General features: G+C 50.1%; 17 protein-coding genes. All 17 read right to left on the bottom strand.

Features of this window, described 5'->3' with window-relative positions:
* Positions 1-86 precede the first annotated feature (86 nt).
* The 17 genes from DYD62_RS11310 to DYD62_RS11230 all read right to left on the bottom strand — a co-directional run bounded on the left by DYD62_RS11310 (position 87) and on the right by DYD62_RS11230 (position 19,519).
* The gene (locus tag DYD62_RS11310) at positions 87-803 is read right to left on the bottom strand and encodes an MgtC/SapB family protein (RefSeq protein WP_115228279.1); all 717 of its coding nucleotides are present in this window, start codon (positions 801-803) and stop codon (positions 87-89) included.
* Positions 804-867: 64 nt separating this feature from the next.
* The gene (mgtA, locus tag DYD62_RS11305; protein ID WP_233702906.1) at positions 868-3,627 is read right to left on the bottom strand and encodes a magnesium-translocating P-type ATPase; all 2,760 of its coding nucleotides are present in this window, start codon (positions 3,625-3,627) and stop codon (positions 868-870) included.
* A gap of 564 nt (positions 3,628-4,191) precedes the next feature.
* A complete protein-coding gene (locus tag DYD62_RS11300) occupies positions 4,192-4,557 on the bottom strand; it encodes a response regulator (protein WP_115227433.1) in 366 nt (121 codons plus the stop codon).
* A gap of 58 nt (positions 4,558-4,615) precedes the next feature.
* Entirely contained in the window at positions 4,616-7,816 is a 3,201-nt protein-coding gene (locus DYD62_RS11295; protein ID WP_115227432.1) for a response regulator, read from the bottom strand.
* The gene (locus DYD62_RS11290) at positions 7,800-10,085 is read right to left on the bottom strand and encodes an EAL domain-containing protein (protein ID WP_115227431.1); all 2,286 of its coding nucleotides are present in this window, start codon (positions 10,083-10,085) and stop codon (positions 7,800-7,802) included. The genes DYD62_RS11295 and DYD62_RS11290 overlap by 17 nt, the downstream gene beginning before the upstream one ends.
* Positions 10,075-10,494 carry a response regulator gene (locus DYD62_RS11285; protein WP_115227430.1) on the bottom strand — a complete coding sequence of 140 codons (420 nt, stop codon included), beginning with the start codon at positions 10,492-10,494 and terminating at the stop codon, positions 10,075-10,077. Before DYD62_RS11285 ends, DYD62_RS11290 begins: the two co-directional genes overlap by 11 nt.
* A 483-nt stretch (positions 10,495-10,977) precedes the next feature.
* On the bottom strand, positions 10,978-11,280 hold the full coding sequence (locus DYD62_RS11280; RefSeq protein ID WP_132038642.1) for a hypothetical protein: 303 nt from the start codon (positions 11,278-11,280) through the stop codon (positions 10,978-10,980).
* Between the two features lie 210 nt (positions 11,281-11,490).
* Positions 11,491-13,386: an ATP-binding cassette domain-containing protein gene (locus tag DYD62_RS11275; protein WP_115227428.1), complete on the bottom strand. Its 1,896-nt coding sequence runs from the start codon at positions 13,384-13,386 to the stop codon at positions 11,491-11,493.
* A 130-nt stretch (positions 13,387-13,516) separates the two neighbouring features.
* Positions 13,517-14,074 carry a gamma subclass chorismate mutase AroQ gene (gene aroQ, locus DYD62_RS11270; RefSeq protein ID WP_115227427.1) on the bottom strand — a complete coding sequence of 186 codons (558 nt, stop codon included), beginning with the start codon at positions 14,072-14,074 and terminating at the stop codon, positions 13,517-13,519.
* A gap of 75 nt (positions 14,075-14,149) precedes the next feature.
* On the bottom strand, positions 14,150-14,611 hold the full coding sequence (locus DYD62_RS11265; RefSeq protein ID WP_115227426.1) for a GyrI-like domain-containing protein: 462 nt from the start codon (positions 14,609-14,611) through the stop codon (positions 14,150-14,152).
* 20 nt (positions 14,612-14,631) lie between these two features.
* Entirely contained in the window at positions 14,632-15,108 is a 477-nt protein-coding gene (locus tag DYD62_RS11260) for an EVE domain-containing protein (protein WP_115227425.1), read from the bottom strand.
* Positions 15,109-15,129: 21 nt separating this feature from the next.
* A complete protein-coding gene (locus tag DYD62_RS11255; protein ID WP_115228278.1) occupies positions 15,130-15,495 on the bottom strand; it encodes a VOC family protein in 366 nt (121 codons plus the stop codon).
* A 51-nt stretch (positions 15,496-15,546) separates the two neighbouring features.
* Positions 15,547-15,768 (bottom strand): hypothetical protein, encoded by a 222-nt coding sequence (locus DYD62_RS11250; RefSeq protein ID WP_115227424.1) that lies wholly within the window; start codon positions 15,766-15,768, stop codon positions 15,547-15,549.
* A complete protein-coding gene (locus DYD62_RS11245) occupies positions 15,762-17,003 on the bottom strand; it encodes an aminotransferase class I/II-fold pyridoxal phosphate-dependent enzyme (RefSeq protein ID WP_115227423.1) in 1,242 nt (413 codons plus the stop codon). Before DYD62_RS11245 ends, DYD62_RS11250 begins: the two co-directional genes overlap by 7 nt.
* A 12-nt stretch (positions 17,004-17,015) precedes the next feature.
* Positions 17,016-18,221, bottom strand: coding sequence for an MFS transporter (locus DYD62_RS11240; RefSeq protein ID WP_115227422.1), 1,206 nt, complete (start codon positions 18,219-18,221; stop codon positions 17,016-17,018).
* Positions 18,222-18,233: 12 nt separating this feature from the next.
* Positions 18,234-18,962 carry an iron-containing redox enzyme family protein gene (locus DYD62_RS11235; RefSeq protein ID WP_115227421.1) on the bottom strand — a complete coding sequence of 243 codons (729 nt, stop codon included), beginning with the start codon at positions 18,960-18,962 and terminating at the stop codon, positions 18,234-18,236.
* Entirely contained in the window at positions 18,956-19,519 is a 564-nt protein-coding gene (locus tag DYD62_RS11230; RefSeq protein WP_115227420.1) for a GNAT family N-acetyltransferase, read from the bottom strand. Before DYD62_RS11230 ends, DYD62_RS11235 begins: the two co-directional genes overlap by 7 nt.
* Positions 19,520-19,934: the final 415 nt, after the last annotated feature.

Raw genomic sequence — 19,934 nt, 5'->3', positions numbered from 1 at the left:
ACAATCCCCCTTTTACTAAGGGGGGGGAAGCTAAGGTCAAAACCCTTAAGTGAACGGCATTACCGCCAATGCGGGTTTTTTCCGCTTTATTCTGCTGCGGAAAGATTCCAGAAAACTTGTTTGATGTACGGACGTTTGGTCATTTGTGCGATTAGAGCATCCAGCTTGCCCGAATCCACCGAGGTGGATAATAAAGTAGCCGTGATTTCCACATCATCATCACCAAATGGCTCCACATCTAAATCCCCAAGTGGGTATTGAGCGTGCTCTAGCAAAGACTCTAAAGCACTCAAGGCATGCTTTTGCCGGTCACCATCCACAATCATACAAATCTGATAACTTACTTCGCCTGTCTGATCATTAATTGGCGTGCGGTTAATGGCATTCACTACGGGACGCAGCAAAGTATTGGCGGCCAGCACAAACACCGCAGCCATCAGCGCATCAATAATCATGCCGGCCCCTGCGCAGGCCCCCACAGCAGCAGAGCCCCAAAGTGTTGCTGCGGTATTTAAGCCGCGCACATTCAGGCCTTCTTTCATAATCGTACCTGCACCCAAAAAACCAACGCCTGAGACGACATAAGCCGCAACATGCGCCGCACTACCGGGGCCGTTTAAGCGATAAGCAAGACCCACAAACACCGCTGCCGCCAGAGAAACCAAGGTATTGGTGCGTAAGCCTGCTGTGCGCTGACGATATTGCCGCTCGTAACCAATAATTGAGCCAAGAATAAAAGCAGTACTCAGATTTAAAAAAGAATTAAATAATAGGTTGAAATCAAAACCTTGCGAAAAATGCATGCGCAGCTCCTTTGAGCGAATCAATAAGGGCAAGAATGAATCTTGCCCCTGTTTCATTTAAGAATTACTGCCAGCCATAACGCCTTGCGTAAATACCCTTCATGATTTGCGTGAGCGTGATATAGCCAAGCAAAATAGCGATCAGGCAAGGGAAATAGGCTAAAGGCAATGCCTGCAGCTTAAAGTAATGCGCCCAAGGGCCCATGGGCAACAAAATACCAATCGCCATAATCAGCGCGGTCATGGCCAGCAAAGGCCATGCTGCACGGCTTTGAATAAATGGCAATTTACGTGTGCGTAATAAGTGCACCACTAATGTTTGTGACAATAAGCCTTCAATAAACCAGCCAGATTGAAACAATGTCTGTGCTGATTCAGTATTTGCCTTAAAAACATACCACAGTACGGCGAAAGTCGTGATATCAAAGATCGAGCTGATTGGGCCAAAGAAAATCATAAAGCGGCCTAATTCATCCGGATTCCATTTCTGAGGCTTACTTAGTGATTCTTTGTCCACATGATCAAAAGGAATGGTGGTTTGCGAAATATCGTAAAGCAAGTTTTGAATCAATAAATGTAGCGGCAGCATGGGTAAAAACGGAATAAACGCTGAAGCAATCAATACCGAAAATACATTGCCAAAATTAGAGCTGGCCGTCATTTTGATATATTTCAGCATATTGGCAAAGGTTTTACGGCCCTCAATCACGCCTTCTTCCAAGACCATTAAGCTCTTTTCCAGCAAAATAATATCGGCCGCTTCTTTAGCAATATCGACTGCCGAGTCAACTGAAATACCAATGTCTGCTGCACGCAGTGCAGGTGCATCATTAATCCCATCGCCCATAAAGCCGACCACATGGCCGTTGCCCCGCAGCAAACGCACAATGCGCTCTTTGTGTAATGGTGTGAGCTTGGCAAACACCGTGGTTGTTTCAGCCATATTGGCGAGCAGCGGATCATCCATCGTTTCAATTTGCGACCCAAGCAAAACCCCATCCACCTGCAAACCCACTTCTTTGCAGATTTTCAGCGTGACCAGATCGTTGTCGCCCGTAAGCACTTTTACAGAAACGCCATTGGCCTTAAGTGCCTTAATCGCAGGCGCGGTACTTTCTTTGGGTGGGTCCAAAAAGGCGATATAGCCCACGAGTACTAAATCACTTTCATCGCTCACACCATAGGCTTCGCGATCAGACGGCATTTCCTTGCTGGCAACAGCAACCACGCGCAAACCATCCTGATTCAGTGCAGCGGTGATATTACGAATATCATGCAGCAGCCCAGCGCTTAATGGCTCAATCTGTGTGCCGTGGCGAACGTGGCTGCACACCGCCAATACTTCTTCTAAAGCGCCTTTGCAAATCAGCTCGTGATGGTCCTCCTGCTCGCTCACCACAACCGACATCCTGCGGCGGTTAAAATCAAAAGGAATTTCATCTACTTTGCGGTAGTTTTGCGCCACACCCAGTTCGGTATTTAAATGGGCATGTTCTAGCACGGCCACATCAAGCAGGTTTTTAAGGCCGGTTTGATAATAGCTGTTTAAATAGGCCATCGATAAAACTTCATCGCTGGCGCAGCCAAATACATCGGTGTGGCGCTCAAGGACGATTTTATCTTGCGTTAGCGTGCCGGTTTTATCTGTGCACAGAATATCCATCGCGCCAAAATTCTGGATGGCATCGAGGCGTTTGACCACCACTTTTTTGCGGCTCAGGATCACGGCGCCTTTGGCTAGCGCGGCTGTCACAATCATAGGCAGCATTTCTGGCGTAAGACCGACCGCGATAGACAATGCAAACAACGCCGCTTCCGGCCAGTCACCCTTGGTAAAGCCATTGATAAACAACACAAGGGGCGCCATAACAAACATGAAGCGAATCAATAGCCAGCTGATTTTATTTACGCCCAGCTGAAACTGAGTCAGCGTTCTATCACTGGCGCTTACGCGCTCAGCCAAAGAACCAAAGTAGGTTTGATTTCCTGTGCCAATCACCACCGCCGTTGCAGCACCACTCACCACATTAGTGCCCATAAAGCACAGATTGTCGCGCTCTAATGGGTTGCTGATGGATGCGTCTTTATGCCAAGCAAATTTCTCTACCGGCATAGATTCACCAGTGAGTGCGGCCTGGCTGATAAATAAATCTTTGGCTGCAAACAATCGCAAGTCAGCAGGAATCATATCGCCTGCCGAAAGCACCACAATATCCCCCGGTACAAGCTGCCTGATCGGTAGCTCAATTTGCCCTGCAGGCCTTGGATGAAGCTGTACTCCAAAATATTTTTCAGCTTCAGCAGCTGCAACTTTAGCGGGATCCCGCCGTAAAACTGTTGCTGTATTGCTGACCATTGCTTTAAGCCGGTCTGCGGCTGTATTCGAGCGTTTCTCTTGCACAAAACGCAAAAAAGCAGAGATCACCACCATTGCCGAAATAATGGCTGCTGCAGTTGCATCCTCGGTCACAAAGGAAATCACAGCCAGTAGTGTGAGTAAAATATTAAAAGGATTGCGGTAACAGAGCCAAAGATGCTCTATCCAGGAGATTGGCTTTTCGTGCTCGATTTCATTGGGGCCGGTCTGCAGGCGTTTGTTGTCCGCCTCAGCATGGCTTAAGCCTTCTGCGCAAGAGCCCAGCCGATGCAAAGCTGTGCTGATTTCAAGCTTGGACAAGGTGAGTAAACGCTGTCCAAGTGATTTACTCATCTCCCGGCCATTATTCATGCCGCGAAGCTGCTCTAAGCTGGCGGAACGACGAAATTGACGGGCAGAAAGCCCTTTTTGAATGAAATTCAACAAACGATTTTTAAACAGGCGCATATGCATTCCTTCGTCGCGGCAAAACGGCGACGTTGAGGACAATCCATTACGCAAGCAGCAATGACGCGCTGTTGATGATGGTTTCACTCCATCAAAGATCGACGAGCAGCCTACTCCTCGCGGAGCAAGTCTGTGAAACGAGCATCAGCAGTGCATAGCATCACGGACGCCCTAAGGGCGTCGTGCTAAGCGCAAAAAAATGGGAATGGCGTACGCAAGCAATCCAGATATGGATGCATCACAGACACCGTTACCCGCCAGAGCGGCAAGGTAACGGCAGAAGAAAAGACCCCTGCAACCTTGCCGCTAGCGATCGATATACGATCGACTACCAGAACTGTCCACGAGGGACCTCCGTAAAATAATGACGGGTGAACCATACGCCTTCAGCGCAAAAACGTCTACCCGGAGGGGGTAAGGTGTAAATTTTACAATTTTTAGGATAGGTCTTCACCCCTGAGAAACTTACTGTTGCGAGGCGCTGCATTATAAAACCAAGCGCTTTATCAGATCGTATTGCTTATGTTTCCTTCATATTCCCTGATTCGGGCTTGCCTGTTTATTTCATTTTTTTAGTGCATTTTCAACCGCAGCTAACAGCTCTTTGTAGCGGATGGGCTTAGCTAGGTAGCCGTCACAGCCTGCGTTGATGAAATACTCTTTATCACCACTCATAGCAAAAGCGGTGATCGCAATGACTGGAATACCCTGAGTGACCGGGTCGGCCTTAAGTAAGCGAGTTGCTTCTAGTCCGTTCATGCCAGGCAACTGCACATCCATCAGGATGAGGTCGGGTTGTTCCTGCTGGGCAATGAGTATCCCTTCGCTGGCCACCGGGGCCAGCAGCAGGCGATGGCCTGCTTTTTCCAGTATCACGATCAGCAGGCGCATATTTGCCGGGGTGTCTTCTACGATCAGTATCTTGGCCATTTCTGCACCAAATAGAACGGCTACTTCTGCGTGGCCAGTAGCCTGTTAGACAATGTATTTAGCCGCCGCGCTTGCCCAGTGCCCGTTCTACCTCAAGCAACAGCTGGCTGGCATCGAATGAACTTTTTTCCATGATATCAATAACAAATCCATTCAGCCGTCGCCGGTCCTCCGCACTGACATGCTTGGCCGTCAGAATCAAGATGGGGATTTGCGCGGTGTGTGCTTGTGATTTTAATGCCTCAACAACAGCAAATCCGTCTACTTCCGGCATCATCAGATCAAGAATCAATAAATCAGGCGGGCAACGCTGTACCTTCCCGATCGCTTCATGGCCGCCATAAGCATGTTCCAGTTGGAAATTACTGTCTTTAAAGTGGGCGCTTAGCAGCTTTACCGCCTTGGGGTCATCATCGACCAGCAATATAGTGCATGGCTGACCTTTATCTCCTAACCCCAATCCATGCAAAACAGCTAATAGCTCTCCCTGCTGGATCGGCTTTTGCAATACCTGGTGAGCGCCCAGTGCATAGCCTCGCTGCCGGTCGGTCACGATGGAAACAATCACGACAGGTATTCCCGCCAGCTGCGGATCGGCCTTCAGCTGCTCAAGCGCATCCCAGCCACTTAAGCCCGGCAGTAATAAATCCAGTGTGATGAGTGCAGGTTGCAACTGTGCCGCCATCACCAGCCCGCTTTCGGCATTAGCCGCACGCTCAACCCTGAAGCCAGCCCGCTCAAGCTGCAGGCGCAGCAACATGACGGCCTGCTCGTCATCTTCGATGATCAGTATTGTGTGGCCTTCAGCGGAATGCGAAAGAGGTGCCGTCATAGGCACAACGGCTTGAGGTGTAACGGTTTTCGCCTCAAGCCATGGTAGCCAGAAAACAAATCGTGAACCTTGTTCTGGCGCGCTGACTACGCCTACTGTGCCACTATGCAAGGCCACCATATTACGCACGAGTGCCAGCCCAAGGCCTGTGCCTTCAAAAGTACGTGCCAGTGATGTATCTAGTTGTTGGAAAGGCTGGAATAAGCGACCCAAATCTGCTTCGGCAATGCCAATGCCCGTATCGCTCACACTCACCTCCAGAAAATCATCGCAATCCACTGAGGGTAAAGGTAGTAAGCGCATAATTTGCGGTGCCGTATTCTCCAGGCGTACTTCGTGGCGCTTCACCCGGCGTGCGGCCAGCCGCACCTCACCCCCATCCGGGCTAAATTTAACTGCATTGGATAACAGGTTATAAATGATCTGCTTGAGTTTTCTCAGGTCAGCAAGCAACTCACCCTCAACGCCATCCATTTGCAAACTGAGGCGAATCGCATGCCTGCCCGCACTTTCCTTAACAATGGTCAGACAGTTGCGCAGCAATGCACTTATATTCAGCATCTCGGGCTCGAATATTGCCTGACCAGCCTCAATTTTTGATAAATCAAGAATATCGTTAATTAACGACAGCAGATGCTGTCCGCTATCAAAAATATCAATGGTGTAAGCTAATTGTTCTGAATTCAAATCCCCAGCAATGCCGTCTTTCAATACTTCTGAAAAACCAATAATGGCGTTTAAGGGCGTTCGCAGCTCATGCGACATGTTTGCAAGGAATTCGGATTTTAGTTTTGAGGCTGTTTCCAGCTGCACATTTTTTCGGGCGATATCGTCCAGACTCACGTGCAGTTTGGACGCCAGCGCCTTCACATCATCAAATTGCTTCAGATTGTGCAGTGCCACTGCCAACTGTGCACTTAGTCGGTCTATAAAGGCTTTTTCTCCTTCACTCAGGGCACGGTCGCTGGCCAGTACCAAGACGCCGTGGCGGTGTTCCTGGTAGCTGACCGGGCTGAGCAATAGCTCGAAAGGGGAAAATTGCAACAACCCTGTATCGATCTGCATGCCCGGCATACCCGGCGGGCAGTGCTGAGATCGTCTTTCGCCTGTTTGTGCCACCAGTCCGACCAAACCTTCACCAAGGCTGAAACGCTGGCTGATGCCGGCAGTACAGCCTCTGCTGGCCAGAAGTACAAATTGCCCGCTTAGCTCATCTTGATGGTAAAAAGCTGCCAATGGAAAGGGGTGGTTATCTGCCAGTAGTTTTAACAGCCCATCCAGTAGCGGCTGTCGCGCCAGCGTCGCATTAAATAAGGTGAGTGCTGCACCATGGCTGAAATCAAAGCGAGCCGTTTCTTTGAGCGCCTGTTCAACATGCTTAAGCCCAGTAATGTCTTGGTTAACAGAAACCGCACCGGTCAGCTTACCTGCTGTGTCGTACAGTGGCGTGGCAGAGTTCAGAATGATCTTACGGCTGCTGTCGAAACACTCTATTTCGACTTCTTCCCCTGTTGATATTTCCCCATGGCGTATCGCCCGCGCCATTCCCCATTCTTCTGCTTTTAGCGGTTGGCCATTATGCAGCCACCAACCCTTGTACTGGTTATATTGCTCAATACCTGCCATATGAGCGCCAGCCCAGATGAGCTGACCGGCATGGTTGTGATAGCGCAGCTGTCCACTGGCATCGGCCAGCCATACCCCAACGGGCAGCACATCGAGGATCTGTTGCAGAGAAGCTTCGCTTTGCTTAAGAGCCTGCTCACTTTGCATCCGCTCTCTCATTTCACAGCGGATGCGCCAAAACAACCCCGCAAGAAAGCCCGTCAGTAAGACCAGAATTGCAGCAAAGATAAGCTGACTACGGGCCCATTTACTGTTTTCTTCTTGGTGACGCACAGCCAGTAGCTGTTTTTCTTCTTGCGCCATACTGGCCACAATATGGCGAATATCCTCTGTCAGCTGCGGGCCTTTTGGCCCGGCCGTGCTGATATATTGCTGCCGTACGCCATCATGACCGTGGCTCAGATAGAGCTTGGTTGAAGCATCAAAAGCAGCAAGGCGCTGAGCCAGGCGCTGTTGCAACATGTTGGTGCGCGTTTGCTGAACTGTATTGTCGGCCGTCAGCTCTCTCAGGCGGGCCAGCGCCGTATCGGCTTTTTCCAGCCCTGCACGACGCTGATCCAGCAGCGCAGGCTGGCCAGAAATAAAATATCCGCGCTGGCCGCTTTCGGCCTGAAACAGCCCGCCCTCAAAGGACTCCAGCGCAGTCAGTACCTTATAGGTGTGCGTAACCCAGTCTGCTGTATCTAGGGCCATGCGAGTGGTTTGATAGCTTAAGCCGCCCAGCAGCAGCAATACGGCCATCGTGGCAATAAAGCCCACTAATACTTTACGCTCAACGGGGGAGCTAATTTTGTCTGGCATTGGTGTTGCCTAGCTGGCGATTATTAAGGCTTTGCAGCAAACGTCGATTTTCCTGCACTGTTTCATAGTGGTGCAACGCTTCGCGTACGTTTTCCCTCAGCACATCATCCTCCCATGGTTTGGTGAGTAATTTGTACAGGGCTCCGCGGTTCACTGCGTCGATTACCGCAGCCAGCTCGGTATAGCCTGTCAGCAGAATGCGGATGCTGTCAGGGTAAAGTCCCTTAACCTGATCGAGAAAAACGGCTCCGCTTAGGCCGGGCATACGCTGGTCAGCCAGTATGACGCCCACTTCGGTCGTCGCTAAGTGGGCAAAACCTTCTGCGGCATTGCTTGCGGTCAGTACAGTGATCCCATCTTGGCGCAGCAAGCGTTTAATCGCGGTTAAGATGTTTAGCTCATCATCGACCACAAGGATGGTTGCGCTGGCGGCTGTACAGCTTCCGGCGGGAGGCAGCCGGCGCTCTTCAAGCAGAAACAGGGCCAGCTCCTGCGCCGTCACCGCATGGCTGAACAAAAACCCCTGCATTTCATTGCAGCCTTGTTTGCGCAGATAGCCTAGCTGACTGGCATCCTCCACACCTTCAGCAATTGTATCTAAGCCCAGATTGTGGCCCATTCCCAAAATGGCCCGAGCCAGCGCGCCTGCGCTGGCCTGTGTCGCAATATCACGAACGAAGCTCTGATCAATCTTGATGCTGTCTACCGGGAAACGACGCAAATAACTAAGGGAGGAATAGCCCGTACCAAAGTCATCCAGAGCCAGCCGCACACCCAACTTTTTCAGGTCGTGCATTGTTTGAATAGTGCGTTCGGCATCTTCCAGAATCAGGCTTTCTGTAAGCTCCAACTCAAGCCAGCCTGGATCCATGCCGCTATCGCACAGCACTTCGTGCACCAACTCCACGAGGCCTGGTTGGCGAAACTGCTGGGCTGACAAATTGACTGCCATGCGCAGCGGAGGTAGGCCACAATTTAACCAGTCCCGTTGCTGAGCGCAGGCCTGTCGCAATACCCATTCCCCCACCAGTTCCATCAAGCCACAACTTTCTAATACGGGGATAAATAAGGCAGGACCAATCAGCCCCTTGGCCGGGTGTTGCCAGCGTATCAGTGCTTCAACACCGATCATCAGCCCCGTCTTCATATTCAGCTGTGGCTGGTAGTGCAGCTCAAATTCGCCACGCTCCAGCGCACGGTGTAATTCACCCTCTAAGGCCAGCCGTCCCGCCGAATCGCGATCTTGTCCGTCCTGATAAAAGCACACTTCATTATTGAGCACTGCGCCGATGGCGGCCAGCCGGGCCCGCGGTACCAGTTGAAGGATTTGTGTTTCAATACTTGGATAAATGGCCACGCCAATGCCAGCGCCTACGAATACTTCACCGCTGCCAGCGGGCAGGGCTTGTCTTATGGATGCAAGCACATTTTGTGCAAATGTCTCTATGGCCGCGTGCTCATCAAGACCTGGCAAAACCAGGGCAAATTCATCCGGCGCCAGTTGTGCAAGTACGCCTCCTGTGATGCGGCCTTCTAGTCGTTGCGCAAGGGTGCGTAATAAGACATCCACAACCTGATCACCAAATACGCGGGCAATGGGCTCCAGTCTTTGCAACTTGATGTCCAGTAGTGCCAGTGGCTCGCCTGAATCGGCCAGTTGCAACAAGCGTTGCTCCAGCAAGGCGCGGTTGGGTAAGCCCGTTTGAGGATCGTAGTAGGCTAGGTAACGCAGCCGGGTTTCTGCCACCAGCCGCTGCTGCTCTTGTAATAAGTGCTCCAGAGCAAATGAAATATCGTTAGCCACTTCTGTGATGAGCCCGACCACGTCTTCATCAAACTGGTCTGGCCGTTCTGCATACCACGCTAACAGCCCGATAACCTCGCCAGCTTCATGTAGAGGGATGCATGCGAGTGAATGCAAACCTGCGGCAAGCTCGCCTGAGTATTTTTCGGGTTGATCAGCCAAGCTATTGCACACCACAAGACGGCTTGCGTGCAGTACGCCCCAAGCAGGCGATGTACGGTTGTGGCAAGTCTGCTCAATTAAATCGGGTACTTGTCCGCAATGAGCGAGCGGGCGCAGGCGGGCGTGGACATGATCCAGTTGGCCAATCCATACCATGGAAAACAAACCTGACTCAACAGCAATTCGGCAAGTTTCCTGATACAGGCCATCCGGGCTCTCCGCACGTACGATGGCCTGATTGATCCGGCTTAGTACACGGTACATATGATTAAGCCGCCGCAGCCGGCTGAGTTCACTGGTCATGCGTGTCTCCAGTGCTGGCGTTTACCTCGCCTTTGTGTAGCAAGCGGTGTAGCCGTAGTGAGAGCTCCCAGCGATCAACTGGCTTACCCAAAAAATCGTCGGCACCAGAGGCAAGGACACGCTGGCGCGCAGCAAGATCATCCAGTGCACTGACAATGATGACTGGGATAGCTTGAGTTGCAGGGTTGTCTTTTAATTTTTGCAAAACTTGGAAGCCATCCATATCAGGCATCATCAAATCCAGTAGCAGCGCGCTGGGTTGCATGTCGATAGACAGCATTAATGCCTCCTGACCATTGTTGGCATGGATTGCGGTATAGCCATCAGCAGACAGGAAGGCATCCAGCAAGCGACGATTGCGTGGCTCATCATCCACGATCAGTATCGTCAGCAGGGGTTTCTCCTTCATGGTTGCAGCCTTTATGCATTTGCAAAAATTAAAAATTTAATGATTTTTTTGTCAGCTTTTTACTTACAAAATACCGAGGCCATCTGGGGAAATGCCCCCTTCTCTCTATAGTTCATTCCATAGGGGGGACGATAACCTCCTGTCGGCTATGTCACGTATATATTGGTATTAACTAGATAGGCATGACATATTTCCTAATTGATCAATAATTTTTATGCGCAGGCAGGGGTTTTTAGTAAGAAAAAACAGTAAGAAAATAAGAGCAAATCTTTCGTTTGTGAATAAATTAATTACAGAGTGTAATCTACATTACAAGACGTAATTTATCATATTCGTATATTGTATATTATGTAAAGCTAATACATAAAAACAGAGAAAACTTACAAGCTGTTTTTGAGCGAAATAAGCGGAAAGAGGAATGGAGCGTATTTTTAATCAGTAAGCCCGGCCGGACCCGCTGCGTCGGCTGTTTTAGGCTCTAGTCTATGGCCGTACCAAGGCATTTTTATTGCTGCCAATCTGTCGATGTTTAGTGCTGATCACATCAAACACCCTGACAATCGATCGCCTGCATTCTTTTGCGATTTGCCGCATAACGTTGGCTTGCTCTGATAAATCAGCTAAAGCCGCTCTTTCGTTGGCTTCCCGCTTGTAGCCAGAAAAATCCGCGCTGCCAATCAAGGCATCTTTATCCGTAATGATTTTTGCTGTTTTTAAGCCGGTTTCTTCGCAGGGCTTATTTTGGTAAGTGTATTTGGGGCGGACGCCGTCAAAACACTTGAACATTTCAGCGGATGCTGAAAAAGAAACGAATATAAGGCAGAAAAAAAGATAGGGCATTGTTTACACTCTCCTTGCGGCGAACTATACGCAAAGAGAATAAATAGTCAATATTGCAGAGATGCCACTGGCAATATCCAAAAAAACGCATAGCAATCAGAATGCCAAGCAGGCATCGTGATTGTCTATGCGTTTGTGATGGCTTATCAGCCGCGTTTAGCGTAAAGCTTCCAGCTCGTCTGAGATTTCTAACCAGAGTGCTTCCAGCGGATCAAGCTTATTTTTTAGCTCAATTTCTTTTGCACGCGCAGCTTTTAAGTCTGCGGCCCGGTCAGGCAAGTACAGACTTTCTTCAGCCAGTAAAGCCACTACTTTTTGCATTTCCGCAGTAAAGCCTGCCATGTCTTTTTCAACCTTGGCGAGCTTTTTCTCTACGGGTTTACGTAGTACGGCATTGCGTTGACGCGCGTCGGCTTCCAGTTTTTTCTGTGCTTTGCGATCGATAGCACTGCTTGAGTTACGCAGAGCGCTGTTTTCTTCGCTACGCTTTTGCTGGCTGTATTTGGTGTATTCATCCAGATCACCATCAAACGGGCGAACCGTACCGTCTTCGATCAGCCAGAAATCATCCACTGTAGCGCGCAGCAAGTGTCTGTCGTGCGAGACCACAATAATAGCCCCTTCGAAGTCTTGCAGCGCCATCGTCAGCGCCTGGCGCATTTCGATATCTAAGTGATTGGTTGGCTCGTCCAGTAGCAAGAGGTTCGGTTTTTGCCAGATCAGCAGCGCCAAGGCTAGCCGTGCTTTTTCACCGCCAGAGAATGGCTCAATCTTGCTGGTGGCCATGGTGCCGTTAAAATCAAAGCCGCCCAAGAAGTTGCGATGCTCTTGTTCGCGCGTTTGCGGGTCAATCTTTTGCATATGCCAGAGCGGTGATTCATCCAAGCGCAGATGCTCGAGCTGATGCTGGGCAAAGTAACCAATTTTTAAGCCCTTGCCCTCTTCTCGCTCGCCCAATAGCAATGGATTTTCACCGGCCAAAGCCTTGATAAAGGTCGATTTACCCGCGCCATTCACGCCCAGCAAACCAAGACGCGCTTCGTTTTCTAGGCTAAGTGTCAGGTCTTTCAGGATGGGGAGGTTAATATCGTAGCCCGCTTGGCCATTTTCCAGTTTAACTAAAGGATTAGGGCTGTTTTCAGGCTCGCGGAAGCTAAAGGTAAATGGCGAATCAACGTGCGCTGCAGAGATGCGCTCCATTTTTTCCAGTGCTTTTACCCGGCTTTGTGCCTGACGCGCCTTACTTGCTTTGGCTTTAAAACGCGTAATAAAGGATTCTAAGTGGTTAATCGTGCGCTGCTGTTTATCAAAAGCCAGTTGCTGCAGTGACAAGCGCTCGGCACGCTGGTTTTCAAAGTCTTCATAGGTACCGGTGTAAAGCGTCAGCGCGCCGCCTTCCACATGCAAGATTTGCTTGATGGTGTTATCAAGAAAATCACGATCGTGCGAAATAACCAGCAGCATGCCTTGGTAGGTTTTGAGCCATTGCTCAAGCCAAACCACGGTTTCCAGATCCAAGTGATTGGTTGGTTCATCCAGCAGTAGCAAATCTGAACGACACATCAAAGCCTGCGCCAGATTCAGGCGCATACGCCACCCACCAGAAAAGCTCGATACTGGATGGCTCAGTTCTTCGGTAGAAAAGCCCAGACCGGCCAGCAATTTGGAGCCACGCGATGCGGCGGTATAGCCATCAATGGCGTCAAATTCGCCAAGCAACTCACCATGACGAATACCATCATCGTGCGAAACGTTTTCTAATTCGTGCTCCAGACGGCGTAATTCGCGATCGCCATCCAGTACATAATCAAGCGCCGAGCAATCCAGCGCAGGTGTTTCCTGCGCCACATGGCTGATGGTAATGCGGGGCGGCATTTCGATATCGCCGCCATCTGGGTGTAACTCGCCGCGCATCAGCGCAAAGAAGCTGGATTTACCTGCACCATTGGCCCCTACTACACCGGTTTTGCTACCCGGTTGTAAGAGAAGGTCTGCAGAATTAAGCAGCACCTTGGTGCCGCGTCTTAGAGTGAGGGATTTAAGTCGTATCATGGGGCAGGATTCTAACAGAATGACTCACTTTCTTCGCCGCTGTTTGCTAAGTAATTAAGCCCCCTGCCCCCTTGTTTTATCAAATGTTCGCTTTTTTAAACACGTTTTTAGTGGCATCTGCGGCTAGCACTCAAGGGCATTGCAATGTGCTGACGGCCATTTTGCTAACTTCGTTATCCATCTGGCCAAATGTTGCGGTTTGTAATGCGTGTTTGACCTCTGGCTGACATAAATCAGCCTGCACCGCTTTTATCGCCATCAGTAATTGAGGCGTGAGCTGATCCAGTACAGGACGCACCTCTTTTGCCAGATCAGGCGCAGGGGCAAACGGGGCTTGTTTTTGCTGCCGCCATTTTTGATGAAGCTGGCTTTGTATCTGCTTACCTGCATCAAACTGAGCCTGAAAAAAAGCTGCAGCAAAGCGAGGATCTAGGTCAATCGCCCGTGCTTGTTTTTGCACATCCGCCAGAATAGCCTGCTCGCGGGCCGGGTCATTAATCGCTGCACCGCTATTCCACTTACTTTGTGCTACTAAGGGCGCAACCGCCAAACGCTGCGTCATCAAGCTGATTAAGTATTTAACTTGTGGAGTTTGCTCAGACTGTATGGGGGCAGAAACGGGTGCTTGGGCGTACGCGGCAAGCATCGGGCATAAAGAAATAAAAAGAAGAACAAGCACTTTGCGCATCAGTTTTCCTGTTTGGATAAGCAGATCTGGCGTGGCTAATTGAGCCGCCACGCCAGACTTTACAGGAACGGCACCTTATTCAGCGGCCACACCAATGTAAATATGCACTTCGGCCGGGCCAATATAGGATTCAAAATCACTCTGATAGCTGCGTTTAATTTGCGGATTTTGTTCAAAGTAAGCCCAAACCTGCCCCCATGCCTGTATCACTGCACCCGGCATGGGCCCCACGCCTTCAAAAACCAAATAAGAGCCGGGCTGAATGGTGACAGGCGTGAAATCACTGCTTTGATGAACAGAGACACCTGCCGTTAAATCATAAAAACCATTTGCATCGCTTTCAAACCCTGAATACACCCCATAAACAGGAGAGTTCTCAAGGCGATCCGGGATTTTTTCAACTAAGTTTTCGCTAAAAAACTGCTGCCAAAGCCTGGCAATTCTGGCCGTTGTGGGATTGAATTCATCACTGTTTTTTGTTCTGACGGAAATACCTGCAACTGTAAAACCACTCACTTCAAGACGTTTTGGATTCATTTTTTATGCTTTGTGTGAATTTAAAAAGGAAATACGGTTTGATTCGGGCCGCCATTACTTAAATAAAGCGGTGGCGCGCCAATATTTAGGCCCATTGCATTCGCAATGATCTGCATATCATGTGCGCTGATTGCAAACAGGCCAAAGCGAAATGGCGCGCCCCACTGACGTACCCCTTTAGAAAACTCCAGTCGCTCTAATAAAGGCTGTATGGTAGCTTGCTGGGCTGGCCACCAATCTACATCTTTACGGTAAGGAATGAAACCGCCTCCCATATCAAAGGGATAGGGCTCCCCTGCCCTGACCACGCCGATGGCGGTAAAAGATTGTAATTTATCTTTACCGCCCATCTCGGTGGTGGGCGAGTAATACACCACCCTGTCACCAGGCTGGATGCGTTTCAGCGGGCCTGCCTTGCCATGGCAAACCTGCATAAACCCGCCTTCACGGCCGCGCGCCACATGGGTAGCGCATACCACTGCAATCCAGTTCTTCATCTTTTTTCTGCCAGCGTTTTGCTAAGCGGCATTAAGTGCATAGACCCGTAAACGATGCTGATCAGGATCTGTGGCCACAAAGGTATAGCCAAAATCCATCTGAACGGGCTTTTGTAAAATATTCAGTTCGGACCACCGGGCGTAAAGATCGTCAACTGCTGATGCATCATCTAAAGCAAAAGCCAGCTCAGCGCCGCCACCGCAGGCCAGTGCGCTAGGCTCAACTGTGCTTTTTGACCACAGGCCAAGCTTTAAGCCTGACTCTAATTTAAAAAGCGCAAACGTGGCCGAAAGTTCAATAGGGGCAGAGCCAAGGATATTTTGATAGAACACGGCACTGGCTTCAGGGCTGTTCACATAAAGCAATACAAAGTTAGGATTAAACACGTTAAACCTCATGCGTGGTTGAAAGTGTTTTCATCCTAAGGGGATGTTGTGTCAGTTTTTGTCAGCAGTGTTTACTGTGACTTTTAGCGGGGATTGGACACTGCACATTGCGCCAAAAAGTTTGGCATCTACTCTGGCAAAGCCTGCCCAGCCTGCATCTAGGCTAAGTGCCAGAATGCCCGCCAGCAAGGCCGCTGGCCATGCCCGCCGCAGAGTGGGAGACAAGGCCAGCGCCTGTAATACAAAGGCAAGTAATAACAGCGCACTTAACATTGCAGCGAAGCCAAGGCGCTTGCTTGAGGCAAAGAGAAGGAATGCGGCAAGCGAGCGCTGCGCATCTGTATTAAAGCTTGGGTAAGATCTTGGATCAGATCGTCACTTGTTTCCAGGCCAATGGACAGCCGGACCAGATTTTCACTGATGCCCGATTGCTGCCGCTCTTCTGGTGAAAGACGGCCATGCGTGGTTGAAGCAGGATGCGTCACCATGCTGCGTGTATCGCCAATATTGGTGGCAATAGAGATCAGCCGCAGGGCATTAATAAAAACCCAGGCATCGTGGCGGTCTGTGCCCGCTTTAAAGCTGAATACACCGCCAAACCCAGCTTGCTGTTGGCAAGCAAGCTCATGACAGGGGTGGCTTTTTAGCCCGGAGTAATAAACAGCCTGTACGTCTTGTTGCTGCTCCAGCCAGGTGGCCAGTTGCAAAGCACTTTGATTAATCTGCATCATACGTAGCGACAACATTTCCAGACTTTTTAAAAGCAGCCATGCATTCATTGGGCTCAAAGAAAAACCTAGAGTGCGCAATACGCCGCGTAGTGGTGTGATCAGCGGCAGAGCGCCGCAAACAACACCCGCAACGCAGCGCCCCTGCCCATCCATATATTTGCCCGCTGAATGCAGAACCAGATCTGCGCCCAGTAATAAGGGCTGTTGCATAATCGGTGTGAGTAAAGTGTTATCTACAACCAGCAAGGCATTCTTTGCATGGGCTAAACCAGCCAGCACCGCAATATTGACAATATCCTGCATGGGGTTGGAAGGGGTTTCAACAAAGACCAAGCGGGTTTGCTGATCAATCGCCTGCTCCCATGCCGCATAATCCATCAGTCCCACCACCCGCACTTCGACACCAAAGCGAGCAAAGTAGCTGCGTAAAGCCACCAGCGTGGTGCCAAACACATCCCGTGAGCAGACAATATTGCTGCCACTTTCGGCAAACGCCATCATCACGGCCGTCAGCGCGGCCATGCCTGATGCAAAAGCCACCGCGCCTTCTGCGACTTCCAGCAAGGCCACGCGCTCTTCAAATACGTGTACGCTGGGATTGGTAAATCGGCTGTAAACATGGCCCGGCTCTGCACCGCTAAAGCGAGCCGCTGCCTGCTCTGCAGATTGAAAGCGGTAAGCCGATGTCATGGCAATTGGCTCGCAAAAGCTGTCTGAATAATCGGCAAACTGCCCCTGGCGCAAGACTTGGCTATCGGATTGGATATCAAACATCATGGCCTCTATGGTTTATGCCGGCTCTGCCGCAGGCTGGTGTTTTGATTCGGTAAAAAAGAGAAAACATGCCAGCCCCGCGATGGCCGTGATCAGGGTCAGCACAATAATAGTTGGCCGGTAGCTATGAAAAAGATCGTAGCCATAAGCCCCCAGCTGCGCCGATGCAAAGCCCCCTGCCTGATGCAGTAAAAATAAGACCCCAAACACCTGTCCTTTGACCTGATTGCCATAACGCTCTAGGCATATTGCCGAGGTGAGCACAACCGTTCCTAGGTAGCTGGCCCCAAAGATGGCCGCAAAAAGATAGGTCGTAACAAGGCTGCTTTGCACCAGCAGCAGCGCCATGGCTAGGCAGCGCATTAAATAAAACAGGCCAAGTAGATTGTGCTGTGCATAGCGTGTAGCCAGCCAACCTGCGGCTAAACCACTGATTAACTCCAGAATACCCAGCAAACTTAGGCTGAATCCCATGCTGGCGCGGCTAGCCCCGCCGTCCTGCCACAGCGGCACAAGGTGAATATCAATAAAGGCCATGGTGGCACCACAGCCAATAAAACCAAGCGCTAAAACGTAAAAGCCCTGATCGCTCAGTACGCTGCGCCAGTTACCCTCTTGCTGATGCTCTGCAGCCGGTTTTTCAGGCATGGGAATCCGGCTTGCCCACCACAGCAGTAATGTGACCGGCCCCGCGAATAAAGCGCCAATCACCATAAAGATCTGCGGCCAGCTAAATTGCGGCTGCAGCCATAGCCACAGGGGCGACAGCACAATAAACCCCACTGACGTGCCATTGCTAATCACCGCGTAGGCAAAGCTTTTCTTTTTTTGTTCAAACAGACGATCAACCAGCACACCCATCGGCACATAGCTCATGGCGGCCAATGCAAATGCAGCAACCAGGCCATACAGAGCAACAAATAGCCAATACTGGCCAGAAAACCAAGCCAGCAGCAAAAAAGCAATTCCGCCTGTTAAGCTGCCCAGCATCACCGTTTTAATGGGCCCGGCCCGGTCAGACAAAGCGCCTACCAAGGGTGAAGCAAGACCAGACACCAGCAAAAACAATCCGCCTGCAAAGCCAAAATCAGCACGGCCACGCCCAAAAGACTGAGCGAGATCGCTGAAGTACACTTGAAAAACGCCTTTAAGCGCACTGGATAAAAACATTGTAAAAAAACCCAGGCCAACCAGGGTCCAGGTGATTCTGGCTTTATTCATCAGGGGCTCCCGTTAGCTGCTCAGGCAAGGCTCGCTTTGCTGGCAATATTCTTGATAAAGGTTTTCGTACATGCCCCAGAACAGCTCGCAGGTATGCTCTACGGCAAATAGCGCTTCCTGTTGTTTTTGTACGGTATCGCAGAGGGCACTCACCAGATTCAAGCCTTGCTGTACATGCCCCACGTCTTCTTTCTGATGTACCGAAAAAAACAACAGATCATGCTCGTTCAGGCCATATACGCCGCCCAGCAGCGTATGCCTTGCTTCACCCGCCTTGGTTTCCAGATTTTGCCCTTCACTGGCAATCATGACTGCCGCAGCGCCAATATGGTATTGATCAGGGTTGCGTACCGCATGCAGCCGGTAATCAATCAGACGCTGGGTAGCGGGCAGCGCCACTGCAGCATCACGTTCCTGATCACTGACGCCCAAAGCCCGGATAAAGTTTTGCATCAGCACAACATGGTTATCTGTGCGGGATAACTGGCCTGTTTCTTCCTCGTACACATTAATCAGCAGCGCTTTTTTAAACTTAGGGTGTGGGCAATAAAAGAAGAGATGCTCCACATAATCCAGAAAATGCTTAGTCAGCTGATAGCCCTGCAATGCAACCTGTATAAGCAATTCTTTATTGGGGTTTTTCTCATCCAGTAGGTGCAAAAAAATAGGATGAGAAAGCGTTAAATGTTGATGTAAGGTTTTTTCTAGGGTGGTTTTAAATTCTATTTTTGTCATTAACATGTTGATTCCTCCTGTGTATAAGCCATTCGTTCCGCCAGCGATTCAACCGATTGCGCCATATAGTGCCCGGCATGCTTTTGGCCATTAATTCTGGCGTAGTCTTCTAATACGCCCCATGTTTTAAAGCCAAAGTATTGCCAAACCTGATGCGCCCTCGAATTGGCCCGTACATCCAGAACAAACTGCTCAATCTGTAAAGTGCGCGCCTTACTGATCAGGGCCTTAAATGCAGCCTGTACCAAGCCCTGCCCCCTGAAGCGCGGAGAAACCACGCCTTTCGCCAGCTCAGCGCTATGGCGGCAATTGGGCATGCCACTGAGATTCATTAAAACAAAAAAAACCGGCTCGCCATTTTCAGAGCCGTAAAGCGCGTGCGTTTCCCCTTTCGCTATTTTTTGAATCAGCGCGCTTAAAAATTGCCGGGCTGTGTCTTCATCAAGCGGCTCGATAAAACCGAGCATTCCGCCATCAGCCACAGTGGCATTAATCAGATCAACAATATTTCTGCCATATTCAGCAGAAAAATCAGGATTCCAAAGTAGTTCCAGTTTTGACATGTCACCCCCCTATAGCTGCTTATTAATTATGGTTTTTCATTGATCTTACCGTGTTAATTCCAAATGGATAAGCGAAAAACAGGACAAAAAAAGCAAAAATAAGGACGTAAAATTTTTAATGCTATTTTCATGAATTTGCATTTAGAATGGGCGCAATTGCAAATTCACAGGCCGTGCAAGCGCATGAAAAATTTTGCTATTAAAGGCCTCACCAGCCTGCTTTGTTGCGGGCTTTTGTCTGCGGCAGTTGCCAATGAACCTGAAGCCATCACACTGAATACCCGGCTGGTTCACTTTCCTGCTTTTGGCGGCAAAACGCCGCTGGAAGTCATGGGGGTGTTTCGCACCCCACAGGGCGCGGGAAAGTTTCCTGTCGTGATTATTCTGCACGGCTCTGCAGGTATCGATTCGCGTG

The sequence above is a fragment of the Iodobacter fluviatilis genome (assembly GCF_900451195.1).
Classification (GTDB): Bacteria; Pseudomonadota; Gammaproteobacteria; order Burkholderiales; family Chitinibacteraceae; genus Iodobacter; species Iodobacter fluviatilis.
The sequence above is the reverse complement of the archived record's forward strand: the minus strand, read 5'-3'. Positions and strand labels throughout refer to the sequence as shown.

Excerpts from the sequence above, each read along its gene's own strand:
- DYD62_RS11310 (WP_115228279.1), bottom strand. The coding sequence starts at position 803 with ATGCATTTTTCGCAAGGTTTTGATTTCAACCTATTATTTAATTCTTTT.
- mgtA (WP_233702906.1), bottom strand. The coding sequence starts at position 3,627 with ATGCGCCTGTTTAAAAATCGTTTGTTGAATTTCATTCAAAAAGGGCTT.
- DYD62_RS11300 (WP_115227433.1), bottom strand. The coding sequence starts at position 4,557 with ATGGCCAAGATACTGATCGTAGAAGACACCCCGGCAAATATGCGCCTG.
- DYD62_RS11295 (WP_115227432.1), bottom strand. The coding sequence starts at position 7,816 with ATGCCAGACAAAATTAGCTCCCCCGTTGAGCGTAAAGTATTAGTGGGC.
- DYD62_RS11290 (WP_115227431.1), bottom strand. The coding sequence starts at position 10,085 with ATGACCAGTGAACTCAGCCGGCTGCGGCGGCTTAATCATATGTACCGT.
- DYD62_RS11285 (WP_115227430.1), bottom strand. The coding sequence starts at position 10,494 with ATGAAGGAGAAACCCCTGCTGACGATACTGATCGTGGATGATGAGCCA.
- DYD62_RS11280 (WP_132038642.1), bottom strand. The coding sequence starts at position 11,280 with ATGTTCAAGTGTTTTGACGGCGTCCGCCCCAAATACACTTACCAAAAT.
- DYD62_RS11275 (WP_115227428.1), bottom strand. The coding sequence starts at position 13,386 with ATGATACGACTTAAATCCCTCACTCTAAGACGCGGCACCAAGGTGCTG.
- aroQ (WP_115227427.1), bottom strand. The coding sequence starts at position 14,074 with ATGCGCAAAGTGCTTGTTCTTCTTTTTATTTCTTTATGCCCGATGCTT.
- DYD62_RS11265 (WP_115227426.1), bottom strand. The coding sequence starts at position 14,611 with ATGAATCCAAAACGTCTTGAAGTGAGTGGTTTTACAGTTGCAGGTATT.
- DYD62_RS11260 (WP_115227425.1), bottom strand. The coding sequence starts at position 15,108 with ATGAAGAACTGGATTGCAGTGGTATGCGCTACCCATGTGGCGCGCGGC.
- DYD62_RS11250 (WP_115227424.1), bottom strand. The coding sequence starts at position 15,768 with ATGTTAAGTGCGCTGTTATTACTTGCCTTTGTATTACAGGCGCTGGCC.
- DYD62_RS11245 (WP_115227423.1), bottom strand. The coding sequence starts at position 17,003 with ATGATGTTTGATATCCAATCCGATAGCCAAGTCTTGCGCCAGGGGCAG.
- DYD62_RS11240 (WP_115227422.1), bottom strand. The coding sequence starts at position 18,221 with ATGAATAAAGCCAGAATCACCTGGACCCTGGTTGGCCTGGGTTTTTTT.
- DYD62_RS11235 (WP_115227421.1), bottom strand. The coding sequence starts at position 18,962 with ATGTTAATGACAAAAATAGAATTTAAAACCACCCTAGAAAAAACCTTA.
- DYD62_RS11230 (WP_115227420.1), bottom strand. The coding sequence starts at position 19,519 with ATGTCAAAACTGGAACTACTTTGGAATCCTGATTTTTCTGCTGAATAT.